Below are 15,798 nucleotides of genomic sequence, written 5' to 3'. Positions count from 1 at the left end.
TTTTCTTAACTTGTACTTTAAGGTTTATGAGTGTATGGAATAGAGAAAGGAGTAGATTAGAAGCTTCAGTCCAATTTTTATTTTTCGGGCTTCACCCAAAGCCGGGAGAGGCCTGATTGAAACAGTCGCAGAAAGAATAAGGTGCCATAATAAACCGCAAATACAACGGCTAGTACAATGATGATTGATATATGGTCCTCATAATGGGTCCTGTGCATCAATTCACATAAGCCGATGGTGAACGCTCCGGAAGCCAGAAAAATAGCATAATCCATAAGCTTTGGCTTGAAATGTACTTCTTCAACAATGGTGTGATAATGCAAAAAGGAAAGAAGCACACCGCTGAAATTAACTGCGATGATGACGCCATGGATTCCGAATGATGATTGGGAAGAAAGTGAAACAATCAGCAGGATGGACAAGATGTTGACCCAAATTGTTTGTGAAAATACATCCCGGGCGCGTCCCAGTCCAAACAAAATAGCCTGCAGCGGTGAAAGCAGATAATGAAACAAAATAAAAGGTGACAACAGCATAAGAAACTGGCCGGCTTGTGGTGAATGATAAAAAAGGACGGTCAGTTCATCTGCAAAAAAATACATCACAATGGAACACGGGATTCCATAAAGAAGGGTAATATGGAATGCCTGGTGAATCCGTTGATGCAAGGCATGATCATCCTGTTTGGAACGTGCCTCGGAGATGGAAGGCACCAGTGATACATACAGTGAATACCCGATAAAACCAGGGAAATATCCAATGGTCATTGCAAAGGCTGTGAGCATCCCGTATTGTTTGGTCGCAACGGATGCCGCAATACCGGCAAAGAGTAAACTTTGGGTGATCAGTATGGGGTTTACTGCTGCGGTCAGTGCATTCAAGATTCGCACACCGGTGGTAGGAAGGCTGACCTGGAATAATTTTTTTAATATACTTCTTTTAGATACAGGAGCTGTTTTTTCGGTTGCTGCCTCTCCTGTTGTGCGCTCCCCGAGCAAAAATGAAGCAGAAAAGAAAAACAGGGAAACGAGCTCCCCAGCCCCCAGGCCAAGCACGGCAGCGACTACCCGGTACTCGAGGGGCAGGTCTTTCACATAATGAAGCACATAAAAAATAAAACTCAAATGAGCCGTTTTTTCCAATAGTTGAGCAATAGCAATGGGTTTCATTTTCTGAAGGCCGCTAAAATATCCCTTTAGAATAGAGCTGGTCCCAATCACAGGAACAATCGGAATCAGCGCAAGCAGCGGATACCCCAGCCGGATATCGATGTTTTTCCACTTTAGCAAAAGCAAGGTAATGGCTGCACTGACAGCCACAAGAAGCAGGCTAAGTCCCATAATGACGAAAAACGATACTTTTACAATTTGCAGTCTGGCCCTTTCATTCTGGTGGACTTCTTCTTCGGCCAGTACCTTTGAAAGAGCGGTAGGAAATTCAAGGGCAGCAATTGTGATCAGCAATCCAATGACAGGGAGCGCCATCATGTAAAAACCCATGCCCTCACTGCCGAGTGACTGTGCAAGAAGAATGCTGACAACAAATTCAACAACCTTGGTATAAAGCATTGCCAATGATAAGATAAGTGTTCCTTTTAAAAATGTGCCCATGACTTCACCCTTTGTCCTATTCATTTCTTTATTATTTATATGATAGGGGATGAAAAAAAGAAGGAACTTAATTGTCGAATTTCTAGACAGATTTCAACAAAAAAATTAAAAAATTGTAAAAAAACGATACAAAATTGTATATTTTCGGTAAAATAAAGTTATATCCTAAACTAGTTGGTGTTGTATGGAAATTATTTTGCAAAACCTGTTTCATCATTACGGATACTTTGCATTGTTTTTTCTTCTTGCCCTTGGAGTTGTCGGGCTTCCCATACCCGATGAGTTTTTACTGACCTTTGCCGGATATATTGTGTACACCGGTGAAGTTTCTTTTGCGCTTACGCTGCTCGCTGCCTTTTTGGGCTCGGTAACAGGCATAACGATTAATTATTGGCTGGGCAGAAGTTTCGGTCTGCCTCTGCTTCTAAAATATGGACATAAGCTCCATTTAACCAAACAGCGGATACATACGTCTCAGAACTATTTTCAGCGTTTCGGGAAGCCGTTGATTATGTTCGGCTACTTTATCCCTGGGATCCGGCATCTGACAGCCTATTTTGCCGGAATGTCTTCGCTTTCCTACCGGGCCTTTGCATTGTATGCCTACATAGGGGCATTTATCTGGAGTTTACTGTTTCTCATGATTGGAAGGATTGTAGGCTCTAAATGGTACCTGGTTACGTCATTCGTACATAAAGCAAGCTTTGGCGGATTGGCCCTTCTGATTATTGTGGCAGGCATAACCTACTATTCATTCAAAACAAGGGGAAGAAAATCGGAGAGATACGACATTTCCAAATGGTAATAAACAGGAAACACTGCTACTTTCAGTGTTTCCTGTTTATTTAGCCTGAATAGCCGATTTTTTCTTTGATTTCATTAAGAAAAGGCTTTGCCTTCTGTCTCGCTTTTTCTGCTCCATAATGAAGGGTTTTATCAATTTCCCGCGAGTTGCTCATCAGCTCTTTGTAGCGCTGTCTTGGCTGCTCTAAATACCTTTTCATCACCAGGAAGAGCTCCTTTTTCACTTCTCCCCAGCCAATTCCCGATCGATAGTTATTCCGCATTTGCTCCACCTCATTTTCGGAGGCAAATTCCCGGTAGAGCAAGAAGAGAGAAGACTGATCCGGGTCTTTTGGGGCCTGTGGCGGAGTGGAATCTGTTACGATCCGTTTGATTAATTTTTCCAATTCTTTTTCCTCACAAAAGAGAGGGATCGTATTATGATAGCTTTTGCTCATCTTCCTGCCGTCAAGACCAGGAACCATCGCTGTTGTTGTATCCACCATGTATTGGGGAAGGGAGAATGTTTCTCCGAAAACATGGTTAAAGTGGGTAGCGATGTCCCTTGCAATCTCCACATGCTGAATCTGATCCTTTCCGACAGGGACGATATCCGATTGGAATAATAATATATCAGACGCCATTAAAATGGGATAAGAGTATACACCAATATTGATGCCCGCATCCTGATCAAGGCTGTTCTGCAGGTTTTGTTCTACTGCGCTTTTGTAAGCATGGGCACGGTTCATCAAGCCTTTCGGTGTCAGACAGGACAGAATCCAGGACAGCTCCATGATTTCAGGCACATCCGTCTGCCTGTAAAACGTTGATTGCTCAGGATCGAGACCCAAAGCAAGCCAGCTCGCTGCAATCCCATACACATAATCCTTAAACTGCTCTCTATTTTGCACGGTAGTGAGTGAGTGATAATCAGCGATAAAATAATAAGGCGAGTATTCATTACTGGCAGCCAGCTGCAGCGCCGGTTTAATCGCACCGATGTAATTGCCGACATGCGGCCGGCCGGTTGATTTAATACCTGTCAGGACTACTTTTTTTTCCATCTTTTCTCCTCCTGTTCAATAAAAAAAGGGGTAACCCGTCCCTGTAAAAGGACGAGTTACCCCGTGGTGCCACCTTAATTGAACCGCCCCAAAAGCAGTCCGCTCAAATAGTATCCAAAAGCCGAATACTTGTCTCCTTATAACGGCGAGACCCTTCCGTCAAAGCCTACTCCCAACAGGTTTCGGTTTGAAAGCTCAGAAGCCCATTCAATATCCTTTCCACACTGGCTCGCACCGCCCGCCAGCTCTCTGAAGTGCAACGTGATATTTACTCTTCTTCTTCAACGCTGAATATGATTGTTCTAATGTTATATTATGGAACTAGAAAAATCAAGATGAAATATTTGATAAGGGAACGATGCAGTCTGCTACATCATTTCTTGGTGAATTGACAACAGGTGAGACTTCAAAAGCTTCCATATGTTCACTCTCATAGGGTACAAGAAGCGATTTTAAATACTCGGTGTCCTGAATCGAGGGATCCAGCCAGCTGTCCTGCGCTTCTCGGTTGAGAATAACCGGCATGCGGTCATGAATCTCTTCCATAAGCTTATTTGGAATGGTTGTAATATGTGTGCAGGAGGTGATGATTTCACCCTTGTGGTCCCATTGATCCCAAAGTCCGGCAAAGGCAAAAGGCTTGCCGCTTTTTAACCGGATATGAAACGGCTGCTTTAACTTGTCTTCACGCTTCCACTCGTAAAATCCGTCTGCGATCACGAGGCAGCGCTTTGTTTTTAACGGACCTCTGAAGGATGTTTTTTCATCGACTGTTTCTGCCCGTGCATTGATCATTTTATAACCGATTTTGGGGTCTTTCGCCCAGAAGGGGATCAATCCCCAGCGGTACATGTGGGCTTTTCGTTTTCCGCCGTCTGCGGTAACCACAAGAACATCCTGAGAAGGTGCAATGTTGAAACGTTTAGGCAACGTGCCTGGAATGGTAACATCAAACTCTTCCTGAATAAAATCCATATCGGCATATAACGAATATCTGCCGCACATAAGAAACAGCTCCTTTATTTGTGGTACCTCCAGTTTAGCGTATCATTTCGTTTTTAACAAAAACAAAAAAGACCCATGAAAATCCATGAGTCCATTAATCGGTCATTATCCAACAACCACAAGATCTTTTTCTTTTGTTTCCAGCTTTTCGGCGATATCCCGGGCAATCCAGACACCGCAGGCGCTGGCTTGAGCAAGACCGCGGGTAATGCCCGCTCCGTCTCCGCCAACATACAGACCGGAAATTTCAGATTCAAATTTCTCATTAAGTTTTGGACGGGCAGAGTAGAACTTGGCTTCCACTCCGTAAAACAAAGTGTGTTCTGAAGCGATACCAGGTGTTACCTCGTTCAGGGCTTCGGTCATTTCAATTAAACTTTTCATCGTATTGTATGGAAGCACAAGCCCGAGATCGCCGGGTACGGCTTCTTTTAGTGTCGGACTAAGGAATCCTTCTTTCAGCCGTTTTTCCGTGGAGCGTCGTCCTTTCTTGATATCTCCGTATTTTTGAACGACAAGCCCGCCAGAAGACAACTGGTTCGCCAGCTTTGAAACTTCGTGGGCATATTCAGTCGGTTCATCAAACGGATCATCAAACTTATGGGAAACGAGTAGGGCAAAGTTCGTATTTGGGCTTCCAAGGGCCGGGTCTTTGTAAGCATGTCCATTGGCAAGCATGATTCCGGAATGGTTTTCAACCACCACGTGACCGGAAGGATTGCTGCAGAAGGTGCGGACCCGTGTTCCGACCGATGTATTGAAAATAAATTTCCCCTCGTACAAATGCGTGTTGATTTCTTCCATCACCACGTTGGATGTTTCCACACGAACGCCGATATCGACCTGATTGGCAGCCATTTTCAAACGGCGTTTTTTCAAAATTTTAGTCAGCCAGGATGAACCGTCACGGCCAGGGACAATCACAATTTTATCTGCATTCAATAGGGTGCCGTCCTTTAATTCCACACCAACAGCCTTGTGGGTGCCATCCACTTTCTCCGTAACAAGATCCAACACTTCTGCTTTATAGCGCATGCTGATCTTTTGTTTTAAATATTCATAGATGCTGGTCAGGATCTCCAGGTTTTGTTCTGTTCCCAAGTGGCGCACTTGTGCGCGAAGTAATTTCAACCCTGCAGCATACGCGCGTCGTTCGATATCTTTAACTTCAGCTGTCAATGGGTCGGTAATGGTATCCGTCGCCCCGTGTTCAAGATTAATGCTGTCTACATATTTAATAAGATCAACAACCGTTTCTTCCGGCAGATAATCTGTCATCCAGCCGCCAAATTCGCTTGTAATGTTAAATTTTCCATCAGAATATGCCCCTGCCCCTCCAAAGCCGTTCGTAATGGAACAGGCAGGAAGACATCCAGCAAATTCTTTTCTTCCGGCAGCAGGTGGGCATTTTTGAATTTTCTTCTGCAAAATTGGGCAATTTCTAGAATATATATCATGTCCTTTATCAACCAATAAAATGTTGGCATGCGGCATTTTGCGGGTCAGTTCATAGCAAGCAAAGATTCCGGCCGGTCCTGCGCCAACAACGATCACATCATAGGTAGTATTCATAAAAAACCTCCAGACACGTTTGTCTCAACCTTAGTAACTATAGCAAAATCCGAAAATAAACACAATATTTTTTACGAACTTTTTATAAATTTTTATAATTAATGTTCGGTTTTTAGTCAGATATTTGGAATAACCTTCTTTTTTATCTTTGATTTTAATGTAAAGAAGCTATCGTTTGAGTTTAAGTAATTTTTACAATGTTGAATGGGAGAGTGACGCTTGACTTTAGTAAGTTACATTTGTTACAATACTTACATAAAGTAAGTTAAACCCATGAAGGGAGAGAGTAAGATGGAAAAAAGAACTAGCGGAATTCACCATATTACGGCCATTGTAGGCAATCCACAGGAGAACGTTGATTTTTACGCAGGTGTGCTTGGTTTACGACTCGTGAAGAAAACAGTTAACTTTGATGACCCAGGCACATACCATCTTTATTTTGGAAATGAAGAGGGATCACCAGGAACCATCATGACGTTCTTCCCTTGGCCAGGAGCCTATAGCGGAAGAACGGGAGCAGGGCAAGTGGGAGTAACCTCTTTCGTCGTGCCGGAGAACTCACTTGACTTTTGGGAAAATCGTTTGACCACCTTTAACGTACCTTATGAAAAAACGGAGCGCTATGGTGAACATTACTTAACATTTGAAGATCCGCATGGGCTTCATCTTGAATTGGTGAGCCGCAGCGAAGGCAAGAACAGTGAATGGTCATTTGGCGGTGTCTCAGCCGATGTGGCAATCAAAGGATTTGGCGGCGCTGTGTTATTGTCAGGTGCTCCTCATAAAACGATGAACTTGCTGACAGATGTAATGGGTATGGAAAAAGTGGGAGAAGAAGGAGAGTATGTCCGGTTTAGAACATCTTCTGATTTGGGAAATATTATTGATGTGAAAACAACTGCACAACCAAGAGGAATGATGGGCACAGGTACCGTCCATCACATTGCCTGGCGTGCATCAGATTACGAAGACCACGAGCAATGGAGAAGCCATGTGGGAAATAACGGCTATGAAGTCACTCCCATTATTGACCGGCAATATTTTAACGCGGTGTATTTCAGGGAATCCGGCGGTATTCTTTTTGAAATTGCGACTGATCCTCCCGGATTTGCGCGCGATGAGCCAAAAGATGTTATGGGAAAAAATCTGCTTCTCCCGCCGTGGCTTGAACCTGAGCGTGAAAAAATTGAAGCGGTATTGCTGCCTGCTGATGCCCGCGTATTGAAGGAGGACCAATCATGATGAAGCATATTTTTAATAAAGGAACCAATGCAGATGCGCCAGTTTTGCTATTGCTCCATGGAACCGGAGGAAACGAGGAGGACCTCGTTCCTCTTGGTTCTCTCATTTCTCCGGAGTCTTCCATTTTAAGTGTAAGAGGAAATGTTTTGGAAAATGGCATGCCCCGCTTTTTTAGACGATTGGCGGAAGGCGTGTTTGACGAAGACGATTTAAAATTCCGTACAAAAGAATTGCACGATTTTTTGGATGAAGCCGCAGGCAAATATGAATTTGACCGCAATAACGTGGTGGCAGTCGGTTACTCCAACGGCGCTAACATTGCCGGCAGCTTATTGTTCCATTATGAAGAGAGTTTGCGCGGAGCTGTTCTCCATCATCCAATGGTTCCACTAAGAGGAATTCAACTTCCCGACTTAAACGGAGTTAACGTATTTATCGGCGCAGGAAAGAACGATCCGATCTGCCCGCCCCAGGAAACTGAAGAGCTGGAACACCTTTTGAAAGAGGCAGGAGCCGAAGTGGAAACGCATTGGGAAAATTATGGCCATCAGCTTACACAGCCAGAAGCAGAGCGAGCTGCGGCCTGGTTTCAAAAATACTACTTTTAAATTTGACCCAGGGGAAGGAGAACCTTCATGAAATCCATCGATCCATCACAATTATCTGACCGGGAAAACTATAAATTTCTGACGGGAAGCGTCATACCCAGACCTGTCGCTTTTGTTACTTCCTTAACAAAAGAGGGTATATTGAATGCGGCGCCTTTCAGCTATTTCAATGTTGTCTGTTCATCACCGCCGCTCATCTCTGTTTCTGTCCAGCGTTCAAACGGCAATCCAAAGGATACCGCCAGGAACGCTATGGAGGCAGGGGAGTTCGTGGTTCACATTTCCGATGAAAGCTATGTGGAAGCCATCAACAAAACAGCTGCCAGCCTACCACCAGATGAAAGCGAGGTGGAGCTCGCTTCCCTTACCCCGGTAGATAGTACGGCTGTCGGAGTTCCTGGACTGCGGGAAGCAAACATCCGTCTTGAATGTGTGCTGGACCAATCTATCCCCCTTGGCGGAACAAGTGAAAATCCCGCTTGCGATCTGCTGATCGGGCGGATCGTCCACTACCATATTAAAGATGAGCTCTATGAAGAGGGACGGATTGATGCAGCTGGTTTGAAACCGGTGAGCCGTCTGGCAGGCAATAATTACTCCAGGCTCGGTGATGTTTTTACATTAGAACGGCCGAAATAGCCAGCTGAATCGTATGCCGCATATTTTTTCAGGAGGGATCTTTAATGGAAAAAAGAGCTTTTGGAAAAACGGACATGGAAGTTTCAGTATTGGGATTTGGCGGGGCGGAAATCGGATTTTCCGGCGCTACTGCAGAAACGGTGGACCGGCTACTGGGCAGTGCGCTCGATGCAGGACTGAATTTTATCGATACGGCCGAATGCTACGGCAACAGCGAGGAATTGATTGGAAAAACGATGTCTCACAGAAGGAACGACTTCTACTTGATTACCAAGTGCGGACATGCCTCTGGATTTGACGCGCCGGACTGGGATCCGCAAATGCTTTCAGAGAGCATTGACCGCAGCCTGACGCGCTTGAACACCGACCGGCTGGACGTTGTTCTTTTGCACAGCTGCTCAAAGGATCTATTAAAGCAGGGAGACGTCATTGAGGTTCTTGAACGGGCGAAGGAACAGGGTAAAACCCGTTACATCGGCTACAGCGGGGATAGTGACGACGCTTTGTTTGCTATTCAAACCAATGCCTTTGATGTGTTTGAAACCTCCTTGAACATAGCAGATCAGCAAGCCATAGAACTGACGCTTCCAGAAGCGCAGCAGCGGGGAATGGGTGTGATTGCGAAGCGCCCGATCGCCAATGTTGCCTGGAAGTCTGGGGAAAAGCCGGACAATGAATACATTCAGGAGTATTGGGAGCGCCTGCAGCATCTGCAATATGATTTTCTGGACAATGAACTTACTGCCTCTGTGGAGAAAGCTCTTCGTTTTACATTAAGCACTCCTGGTGTTCATACAGCAATTGTTGGAACCCAGAATCCGGAGCGCTGGACCAAAAACGCACAGCTGCTTGCAAAAGGGGCACTGCCGAAAGATGAATATGACGCCATCCGCAACGAATGGAGAAAACAATCTCAAGAAAATTGGGTTGGCCAAGTATAAAGAAAACCAAAAACAAGGGGCTGTCCAGAAAGTCAGTGTAAACTGACTTTCTGGCAGCCTTTTTTTAAAATACTATAAAAAGTACACAAAAAAATCGTCCTCTTTAGTAAAATGAAAGTTACCACACCAACATCTTCACGAAAAGAAAGGACGATTTTTTATGCGCAATCTTACGATTACTACTGAAAATTATACCACGCAAACGAGCCTTCCTCTAGGGGGAATCCAAGAAAGTTCTTCTACTAAACGAAAATTAGCTCCCACCTTCAAACCGTACGATAACCAACAAGTTCAAATGATCTTTGATCTGCAGGAATGGATTCCAGCCCACCATGTGGCACGTGTAATTGATGAGATGGTGGAGGGCATTCCTGATGACCGGCTATTTTCTTATTACTCCGGCGGTGGACGGAGCTCATATCACCCAAAAATGATGGTGAAAGTCCTCCTCTATGGGTATTCACAGAAGGTCTATTCGTGTCGCGGAATTGAAAAGCTGCTTCAGGAAAATCTTCCGGCCATGTGGCTCGCAGCCATGCAGAAGCCCGATTTCCGAACGTTGAACGACTTTCGCGGCCAACGGATGAAAGCCTTGATGGATGAACTGTTTGAAACCATGATCAGGCAACTCATCCAGGACGAGTATATTACGATGGATCACTACTTTTTGGATGGTACAAAGATCGAAGCCGATGCCAATAAGTATTCTTTCGTGTGGAAAAAATCCACCGTGAAACATGAAGCGAAGTTGAAAGAGAAAATTCAAGAAACGCTGCACCACATCAACCGCCTCACTGAATTAGAAGCGTTGCCAGAAGGAGATGAAACCAGCGATGAGCTCTCCCTTCCATTAGAAGAAGCCGCAACGATTCTCGATGAAGAAGTCACGTCCCTGACGGATGCGATCGAGAAGGAAACGAATACCGAAAAACGCAAAGAGATGCGTAAGAAGCGCAGTATCTACAAAAAACCCTTGAAGCTTATTCGTCACGATTTCTTGCCTCGTTTAGCCAAATATAAGGAACAGAACGAACGGTTTGGAGACCGGAACAGTTACTCCAAAACCGATACCGACGCCACCTTTATGCGCATGAAAGAAGACCACATGAAGAACGGCCAGTTGAAACCCGGCTACAATGTACAGATGGCGACCGAGAACCAATTTGTTTTGTTTTATTCCCTTCATCAACGCCCGACAGATACGCGGTGTTTCATTCCTCATTTTGAGAAACTGGCCGCGTCTTCTTTACCGATGCCGAAAACCGTGATTGCGGATGCCGGTTATGGCAGCGAAGAGAACTATTTGTTTGCGGTCGGAGAAGAAACAGAACCGCGATTTGATTTTCTGATTCCCTATGGAAGCTATTTGAAGGAACAAACCCGAAGCTATAAAAACGAGATCAAAAACGCAAAGAACTGGGTATATGAGGAACTCGATGATTGGTTTATCTGTCCCAATGGCAGAAGGGTACCGTTTAAGAAATATCTGAAGAAAAAGAACCGATCCGGTCTGGAACAAAGTTTCAAGATTTATGAATGCGAAGATTGTACGGATTGCCCGTTTAAAACCAAGTGCACCAAAGCGAAAGGGAACCGCCAGGTGCATTGGAACACGATCTATGAAGAAATGAAGGCCAAAGCAAAAGCAGCCCTTGAATGTGAGGAAAAAGCCGCGATCTATGCCCGACGTAAAGTCGAAGTGGAAAGCGTCTTTGGCCACATCAAGGGCAATCGGTCGTTCCGCAGGTGGTCGTTGCGGGGACTGGACAAGGTACATGTAGAGTTTGGAATCGTGGCATTGGCCCACAACCTCCTGAAAGTAGCAGGCATTCGCCTGACTACTTTCAGGAAAAAAGAACAACCAAAAAAAGCAGGACGGAAAAACTTATCGTTTTTCCGTCCTGCTTTCATTTTAGGGACTTATTGGACAGCCCCTTGCTTTATTTTAGAAAAATAAACCCGATCATAACAATGGTGGGAATTCCGTAAATCAGGGACTGCTGAAAGGTCATTTCCCTATCCAGCCTTTCCTTCCATGTCTTGTATGCCGAACGTTTCTTCACATACCAATTACCGCTGTTCATGAAAATGCACCTCTTTTTGTAAGGGATTTTTTTAAAAGAAATCGTGTAATTGATTACTTTGAATTTTCCCGAAACGACATGTTTTTAACCTCGTATTCGACAGAAATTGCAGATTTTCACCGGAATTGTGGTAGCATAGTGGATGATGAAATGAGAAAAAAAGGGTTATCGCTACGATTATCCTTATAAATGGATTAAAATAGAAAAAGAGAGTGAAAAGCCAGGAGGGAAAGTGGAAGTGAAACAGAGATTAGGTATAATGTTGATCGCGTTGCTGCTCATGGTGATTGCCGGGTGTTCCGACAGTCCCAATCCCGAGCCCAGAATTAAAGATTATATGAAAAACTGGCAGTCTATGAACTTCGATAAGATGTACGATATGCTGTCTGACAGCAGTAAGAAAGCCATCAAAAAGGATGACTTTGTAAAAAAGTATTCTGCGATTTACGGAGGAATCAACGCTCAAAAGATTTCGATTAAGCCAGTAATTCCAAAAGAAGAGCCGGAACCTGATAAAAATGGAAACATTACGTATACATACAACGTGAAAATGGATACAGTAGCTGGCCCTGTAAACTATAAGCACAAGATAAAAATGAAGGAACAGGAAAAAAACGACAAGAAAAACTGGTACATTAATTGGGACTACTCACAGATCTTCCCGGGAATGGAGAAGGGGGATAAGGTGAGAGTACAGACCAATAAAGCAAAACGTGGAGAAATTCTCGACCGCAACGGCAATGGACTTGCCGTTAACGGGATGGCTTACCAGGTCGGAATTGTTCCGCAGAACCTTCCTGATAACAAAGAGGCCAGCAAAGAAGAACTCGCAAAAGTGCTTGGAATCGATAAGAAAACCATTGATAATGCCCTGAATGCTTCATGGGTCCAGCCTGGTTTCTTTGTTCCTGTTAAAACCATTGCTGAAGATGATCCGCGCCTGAAAAAGGTGGAGAAAATTAAAGGGGTTTCCACTCAATCGATAGAGACAAGGGTTTACCCTTATAAGGAAGCCGCGTCCCATCTTACCGGATTCGTTCAGCCGATCAAAGCCGATGAGCTTAAAAAACTGCAATCTCAAGGCTATGAATCTACCGACGTGATCGGAAGAAGAGGACTTGAAAAGTTTTATGAGAAACAGCTTCGCGGAACAAACGGCGGTGTCATCCGTATTGTTGATTCGGCGGAAAATGAAAAAAGTAAAGTGGCCGAAAAAGAAGCAGTTGACGGAAAATCGGTAACCTTGAACATTGATATGTATCTTCAGTCGGATCTGTACAATCAAATGAAAAAGGATGTCGGCACCGCTTCTGCCATCAATCCAAAAACCGGAGAAGTCCTAGCGCTTGTAAACAGTCCTGGATTTGATCCGAATGATTTTGTTCTTGGCATTTCCTCGTCGAAATATCAAAGCCTGGAAAAAGATCCGAAGCAGCCGATGTTAAACCGTTTCGCCTATACCTACGCACCTGGCTCTGCCTTCAAGCCGATTACAGCATCCATCGGCCTTGAAACCAACAAGCTGGATCCGAATAAGGAAGTTCAGATATCGGGCAAAAAGTGGCAGAAAAAGGGCTGGGACAAGAAGTTTGTAACCCGCGTGGCAACAGTGCCATCCGTCGATCTGGAGAAGGCGTTGATGTATTCCGATAACATTTATTTTGCTCAAACCGCACTGGCCATTGGAAAAGACGATATGGTAAAGGGCGCAGAAAAGTTTGGATTTAATGAAGATATACCATTTGAACTGGACTTTGAAAATTCTTCACTGACAGAGGATGATATCAATTCAGAAGGCATGCTTGCTGATACAGGTTACGGGCAGGGCAGAGTGGAAATGAACATTTTGCACCTCGGGCTCTCCTATACACCATTTATCAACAATGGCAACTTGATCGCTCCAAAATTGGAGAAAGAAGACAAGCCTGAACAAAAAATCTGGAAGAAAAATGTAATCTCGCCTGAAACGGCTTCAAGAATCCGGAGTGATCTTGTGAAGGTGGTGGAGGACAAGAGAGGGACCGGCTATAAGCCGCCTTTGAAGAATTTAGTTCTTGCCGGCAAGACGGGCACCGCCGAATTGAAGTCCAAGATTGGTGAAAAAGGTAAGGAAAACGGCTACTTCGTGGCATTCAATCAAAAAGATCCGAGCCTTCTGATTTCCATGATGATCGAAGGTGTTCAGGATAAAGGCGGCAGCCACTATGTTGTGCCGAAAGTCAAAAATACATTTAAATCGTATATGAAAGAAAAGCCTCTTCGCTAAGAAGAGGTTTTTCCTGCCTAAGGGAAGAAAGATAGTAAGTATATTTTCTTTATTCATTAAACAAAGGGTGATCTTCATGCAAACTCCTCTACTTTTTAATATGAATATTGGCACACAAAAACCGGAAAGCATCAGGAATACGGCAACCAAGTGCCCGTTTTGTGATCGAGAAAGCCTTACAGATATCCTGGAAGAAAAGGGAGATATCATTTGGCTGAAGAACAAGTATCCTGTGCTGGCCGATGCCTTTCAAACCGTTTTGATTGAAACGAAGGATTGTTTTTCGGAGCTTTCCGAGTACAGCAAAGACCATCTCTACACATTGATTGACTTTGGCCTTCAAGCATGGGAAAAAACAATTGAAAGCGGGGATTACAAATCCGTTATCTTTTTTAAAAACCATGGGCCGTTCTCGGGAGGAACACTTCGCCACCCGCATATGCAGATTATTGGCTTCAAGGAAGCGGATTACCATGAAAACATCAGTGCCTCTCAGTTTGAGGGCTTACCCATTGACCAGCAATATGGTATTGAATTTAACATATCCACCAAACCAAAAATGGGGTTTTATGAGCTGAATATTCTTATGAAAGACCGGGGAAAAACAAAGGAACTGGCGGATTACATTCAGTTGTCCACACACTTCCTGTTGAATCATTTTAATAAAAACTGCAGCAGCTACAACCTTTTCTTTTACCGGATGGATGAGACCATCATCGCAAAAGTGGTGCCGCGCTTTGCCGCTTCCCCGCTGTATGTCGGTTATTCCTTCCCGCAAGTCGCAAGCAATATTGATGCAGTCGCAGAAAAGATCAAATCGCTCTATTTATAGGACAGTAATTACATATTTTGCAGGGTAGACGGGAAGGGGAAAGGGGAATTTGGAGGAGAAAAAAGTAACTTGGCTGGAACTCTTTTACGATTTGTTGTTTGTAGCAGCAGTAGCCAAGGCAACACATGCGATACTGCATGTAGAAGAGGGTTATATTCATACTGAATATCTTGTGAAATTTGTATTGATGTTTGTTCCTATTTGGTGGGCATGGACCGGGCAGACCATGTTCATTAACCGGTTTGGTGAAGACTCTTCGTATCAGCGCCTGTTTATGATTCTTCAAATGGTGTTCGTATTGACCATGATCTCGAGTCTGTCTGTAGATTTTAATCATTATTATCTTTCATTTCTGATCGGCTATTTGGGCCTTAGAGGATTAACGGCCATTCAGTATCTGGTGGTTCAGGATGTGGAAAAGGGAGATGTAAAGCGTGTTGCCTGGTATTTGGGCAGAACCTTTTGGATCGGCATTGCTGTGTCCTCCCTATCCCTTTTCTTTGATTCCTGGTTTCGCTATGCGGTACTGTATGCAGGCATTGTTATTGATATGCTGATGCCCATCGTGGGGCGCCGTTATCTTGTAAAAGGCCCGCCACATACTGCTCATTTGTTGGAACGGTTTGCTTTATTAACCTTAATTCTCTTTGGAGAAACGGTGGTCAGTACGCTGGCCGTGATGCAGCCGCAAAAAGGGGATTGGAACTCTATCTCATTTTCCATTCTTTCTTTCATCCTGATCATCGCCATGTGGTGGCAGTATTTTGACAACGTGGAAAAGAAAGTGAACAAGGAAATTCAAACCGCGGGGCAAACCATCATATACGGCCATTTGTTAATTTTAATGTCGTTGAGTATGATTGCTGCTTCCATACAGCTGTTGTTTCTGCACGAAGTCGACTATTCATTCATCGTGTATTTTGTATTTGGTTCTGTATTCGTTTACTTTGTGGCTACCACTCTTGTCTTTCATCAATACAGGTATGAAAAAGATCGTTTAGGCTACCATCATCTTGGGCTTTTTTTAGGAGTTCTTGTTGCTTTCTTAATCATTAATCTTATTGTTTTAACCCCAAATATCTTGATTATTGGTGAACTGGCTCTGTTTTTTATCCTTTATGCTGTATTAACCACAAGGTGATCATATAAAAA

General features: G+C 44.1%; 14 protein-coding genes and 1 other annotated feature. Of the genes, 9 read left to right on the top strand and 5 right to left on the bottom strand.

Annotated features, from left to right (window positions below):
* Positions 1–77: 77 nt before the first annotated feature.
* Entirely contained in the window at positions 78–1,610 is a 1,533-nt protein-coding gene (locus tag QNH15_RS20410) for an oligosaccharide flippase family protein (RefSeq protein ID WP_061972113.1), read from the bottom strand.
* A gap of 184 nt (positions 1,611–1,794) precedes the next feature.
* On the opposite strand from QNH15_RS20410, the gene QNH15_RS20405 reads away from it, so the two are divergent.
* Positions 1,795–2,415, top strand: a complete 621-nt coding sequence (locus tag QNH15_RS20405; RefSeq protein ID WP_283890108.1) for a DedA family protein — start codon at positions 1,795–1,797, stop codon at positions 2,413–2,415.
* 40 nt (positions 2,416–2,455) lie between these two features.
* On the opposite strand, the gene QNH15_RS20400 is transcribed toward QNH15_RS20405, so the two are convergent.
* The 3 genes from QNH15_RS20400 to QNH15_RS20390 form a co-directional block, all read right to left on the bottom strand.
* Entirely contained in the window at positions 2,456–3,457 is a 1,002-nt protein-coding gene (locus QNH15_RS20400; RefSeq protein ID WP_283890106.1) for a tryptophan--tRNA ligase, read from the bottom strand.
* A 44-nt stretch (positions 3,458–3,501) separates the two neighbouring features.
* Positions 3,502–3,751, bottom strand: a binding site (T-box leader).
* A gap of 36 nt (positions 3,752–3,787) precedes the next feature.
* The gene (locus QNH15_RS20395) at positions 3,788–4,462 is read right to left on the bottom strand and encodes an SOS response-associated peptidase (protein ID WP_283890104.1); all 675 of its coding nucleotides are present in this window, start codon (positions 4,460–4,462) and stop codon (positions 3,788–3,790) included.
* 105 nt (positions 4,463–4,567) lie between these two features.
* Positions 4,568–6,034: an NAD(P)/FAD-dependent oxidoreductase gene (locus tag QNH15_RS20390; RefSeq protein WP_283890102.1), complete on the bottom strand. Its 1,467-nt coding sequence runs from the start codon at positions 6,032–6,034 to the stop codon at positions 4,568–4,570.
* Between the two features lie 291 nt (positions 6,035–6,325).
* Between QNH15_RS20390 and QNH15_RS20385 the strand changes: the two genes are divergently transcribed.
* From QNH15_RS20385 to QNH15_RS20365, 5 genes are all read left to right on the top strand, one after another.
* Positions 6,326–7,276, top strand: a complete 951-nt coding sequence (locus tag QNH15_RS20385) for a ring-cleaving dioxygenase (RefSeq protein WP_283890100.1) — start codon at positions 6,326–6,328, stop codon at positions 7,274–7,276.
* Positions 7,276–7,884 carry an alpha/beta hydrolase gene (locus QNH15_RS20380; protein ID WP_061972942.1) on the top strand — a complete coding sequence of 203 codons (609 nt, stop codon included), beginning with the start codon at positions 7,276–7,278 and terminating at the stop codon, positions 7,882–7,884. Before QNH15_RS20385 ends, QNH15_RS20380 begins: the two co-directional genes overlap by 1 nt.
* Before the next feature lie 27 nt (positions 7,885–7,911).
* Positions 7,912–8,523 (top strand): flavin reductase family protein, encoded by a 612-nt coding sequence (locus QNH15_RS20375; protein ID WP_283890098.1) that lies wholly within the window; start codon positions 7,912–7,914, stop codon positions 8,521–8,523.
* Positions 8,524–8,567: 44 nt separating this feature from the next.
* Positions 8,568–9,464 (top strand): aldo/keto reductase, encoded by an 897-nt coding sequence (locus QNH15_RS20370; RefSeq protein ID WP_283890096.1) that lies wholly within the window; start codon positions 8,568–8,570, stop codon positions 9,462–9,464.
* Between the two features lie 160 nt (positions 9,465–9,624).
* Complete coding sequence (locus QNH15_RS20365; protein WP_283890095.1) at positions 9,625–11,421, top strand: IS1182 family transposase; 1,797 nt, start codon at positions 9,625–9,627, stop codon at positions 11,419–11,421.
* Here QNH15_RS20365 and QNH15_RS20360 read toward each other — a convergent pair.
* Positions 11,405–11,548, bottom strand: coding sequence for a hypothetical protein (locus QNH15_RS20360; protein ID WP_170834340.1), 144 nt, complete (start codon positions 11,546–11,548; stop codon positions 11,405–11,407). The two genes, QNH15_RS20365 and QNH15_RS20360, sit on opposite strands and share 17 nt — an antisense overlap.
* Before the next feature lie 238 nt (positions 11,549–11,786).
* On the opposite strand from QNH15_RS20360, the gene QNH15_RS20355 reads away from it, so the two are divergent.
* The 3 genes from QNH15_RS20355 (at position 11,787) to QNH15_RS20345 (ending at position 15,787) form a co-directional block, all read left to right on the top strand.
* Entirely contained in the window at positions 11,787–13,814 is a 2,028-nt protein-coding gene (locus tag QNH15_RS20355; RefSeq protein ID WP_283890092.1) for a penicillin-binding transpeptidase domain-containing protein, read from the top strand.
* Positions 13,815–13,890: 76 nt separating this feature from the next.
* Entirely contained in the window at positions 13,891–14,646 is a 756-nt protein-coding gene (locus QNH15_RS20350; protein WP_283890090.1) for a DUF4931 domain-containing protein, read from the top strand.
* A 49-nt stretch (positions 14,647–14,695) separates the two neighbouring features.
* On the top strand, positions 14,696–15,787 hold the full coding sequence (locus QNH15_RS20345) for a low temperature requirement protein A (protein ID WP_283890089.1): 1,092 nt from the start codon (positions 14,696–14,698) through the stop codon (positions 15,785–15,787).
* Positions 15,788–15,798 lie beyond the last annotated feature (11 nt).

It is taken from the genome of Fictibacillus enclensis (assembly GCF_030123385.1).
In the GTDB taxonomy this organism is placed as follows: Bacteria; Bacillota; Bacilli; order Bacillales; family Fictibacillaceae; genus Fictibacillus_C; species Fictibacillus_C enclensis.
Note: the sequence above shows the minus strand (reverse complement) of the source record. Positions and strands in the feature narration are given on the sequence as shown.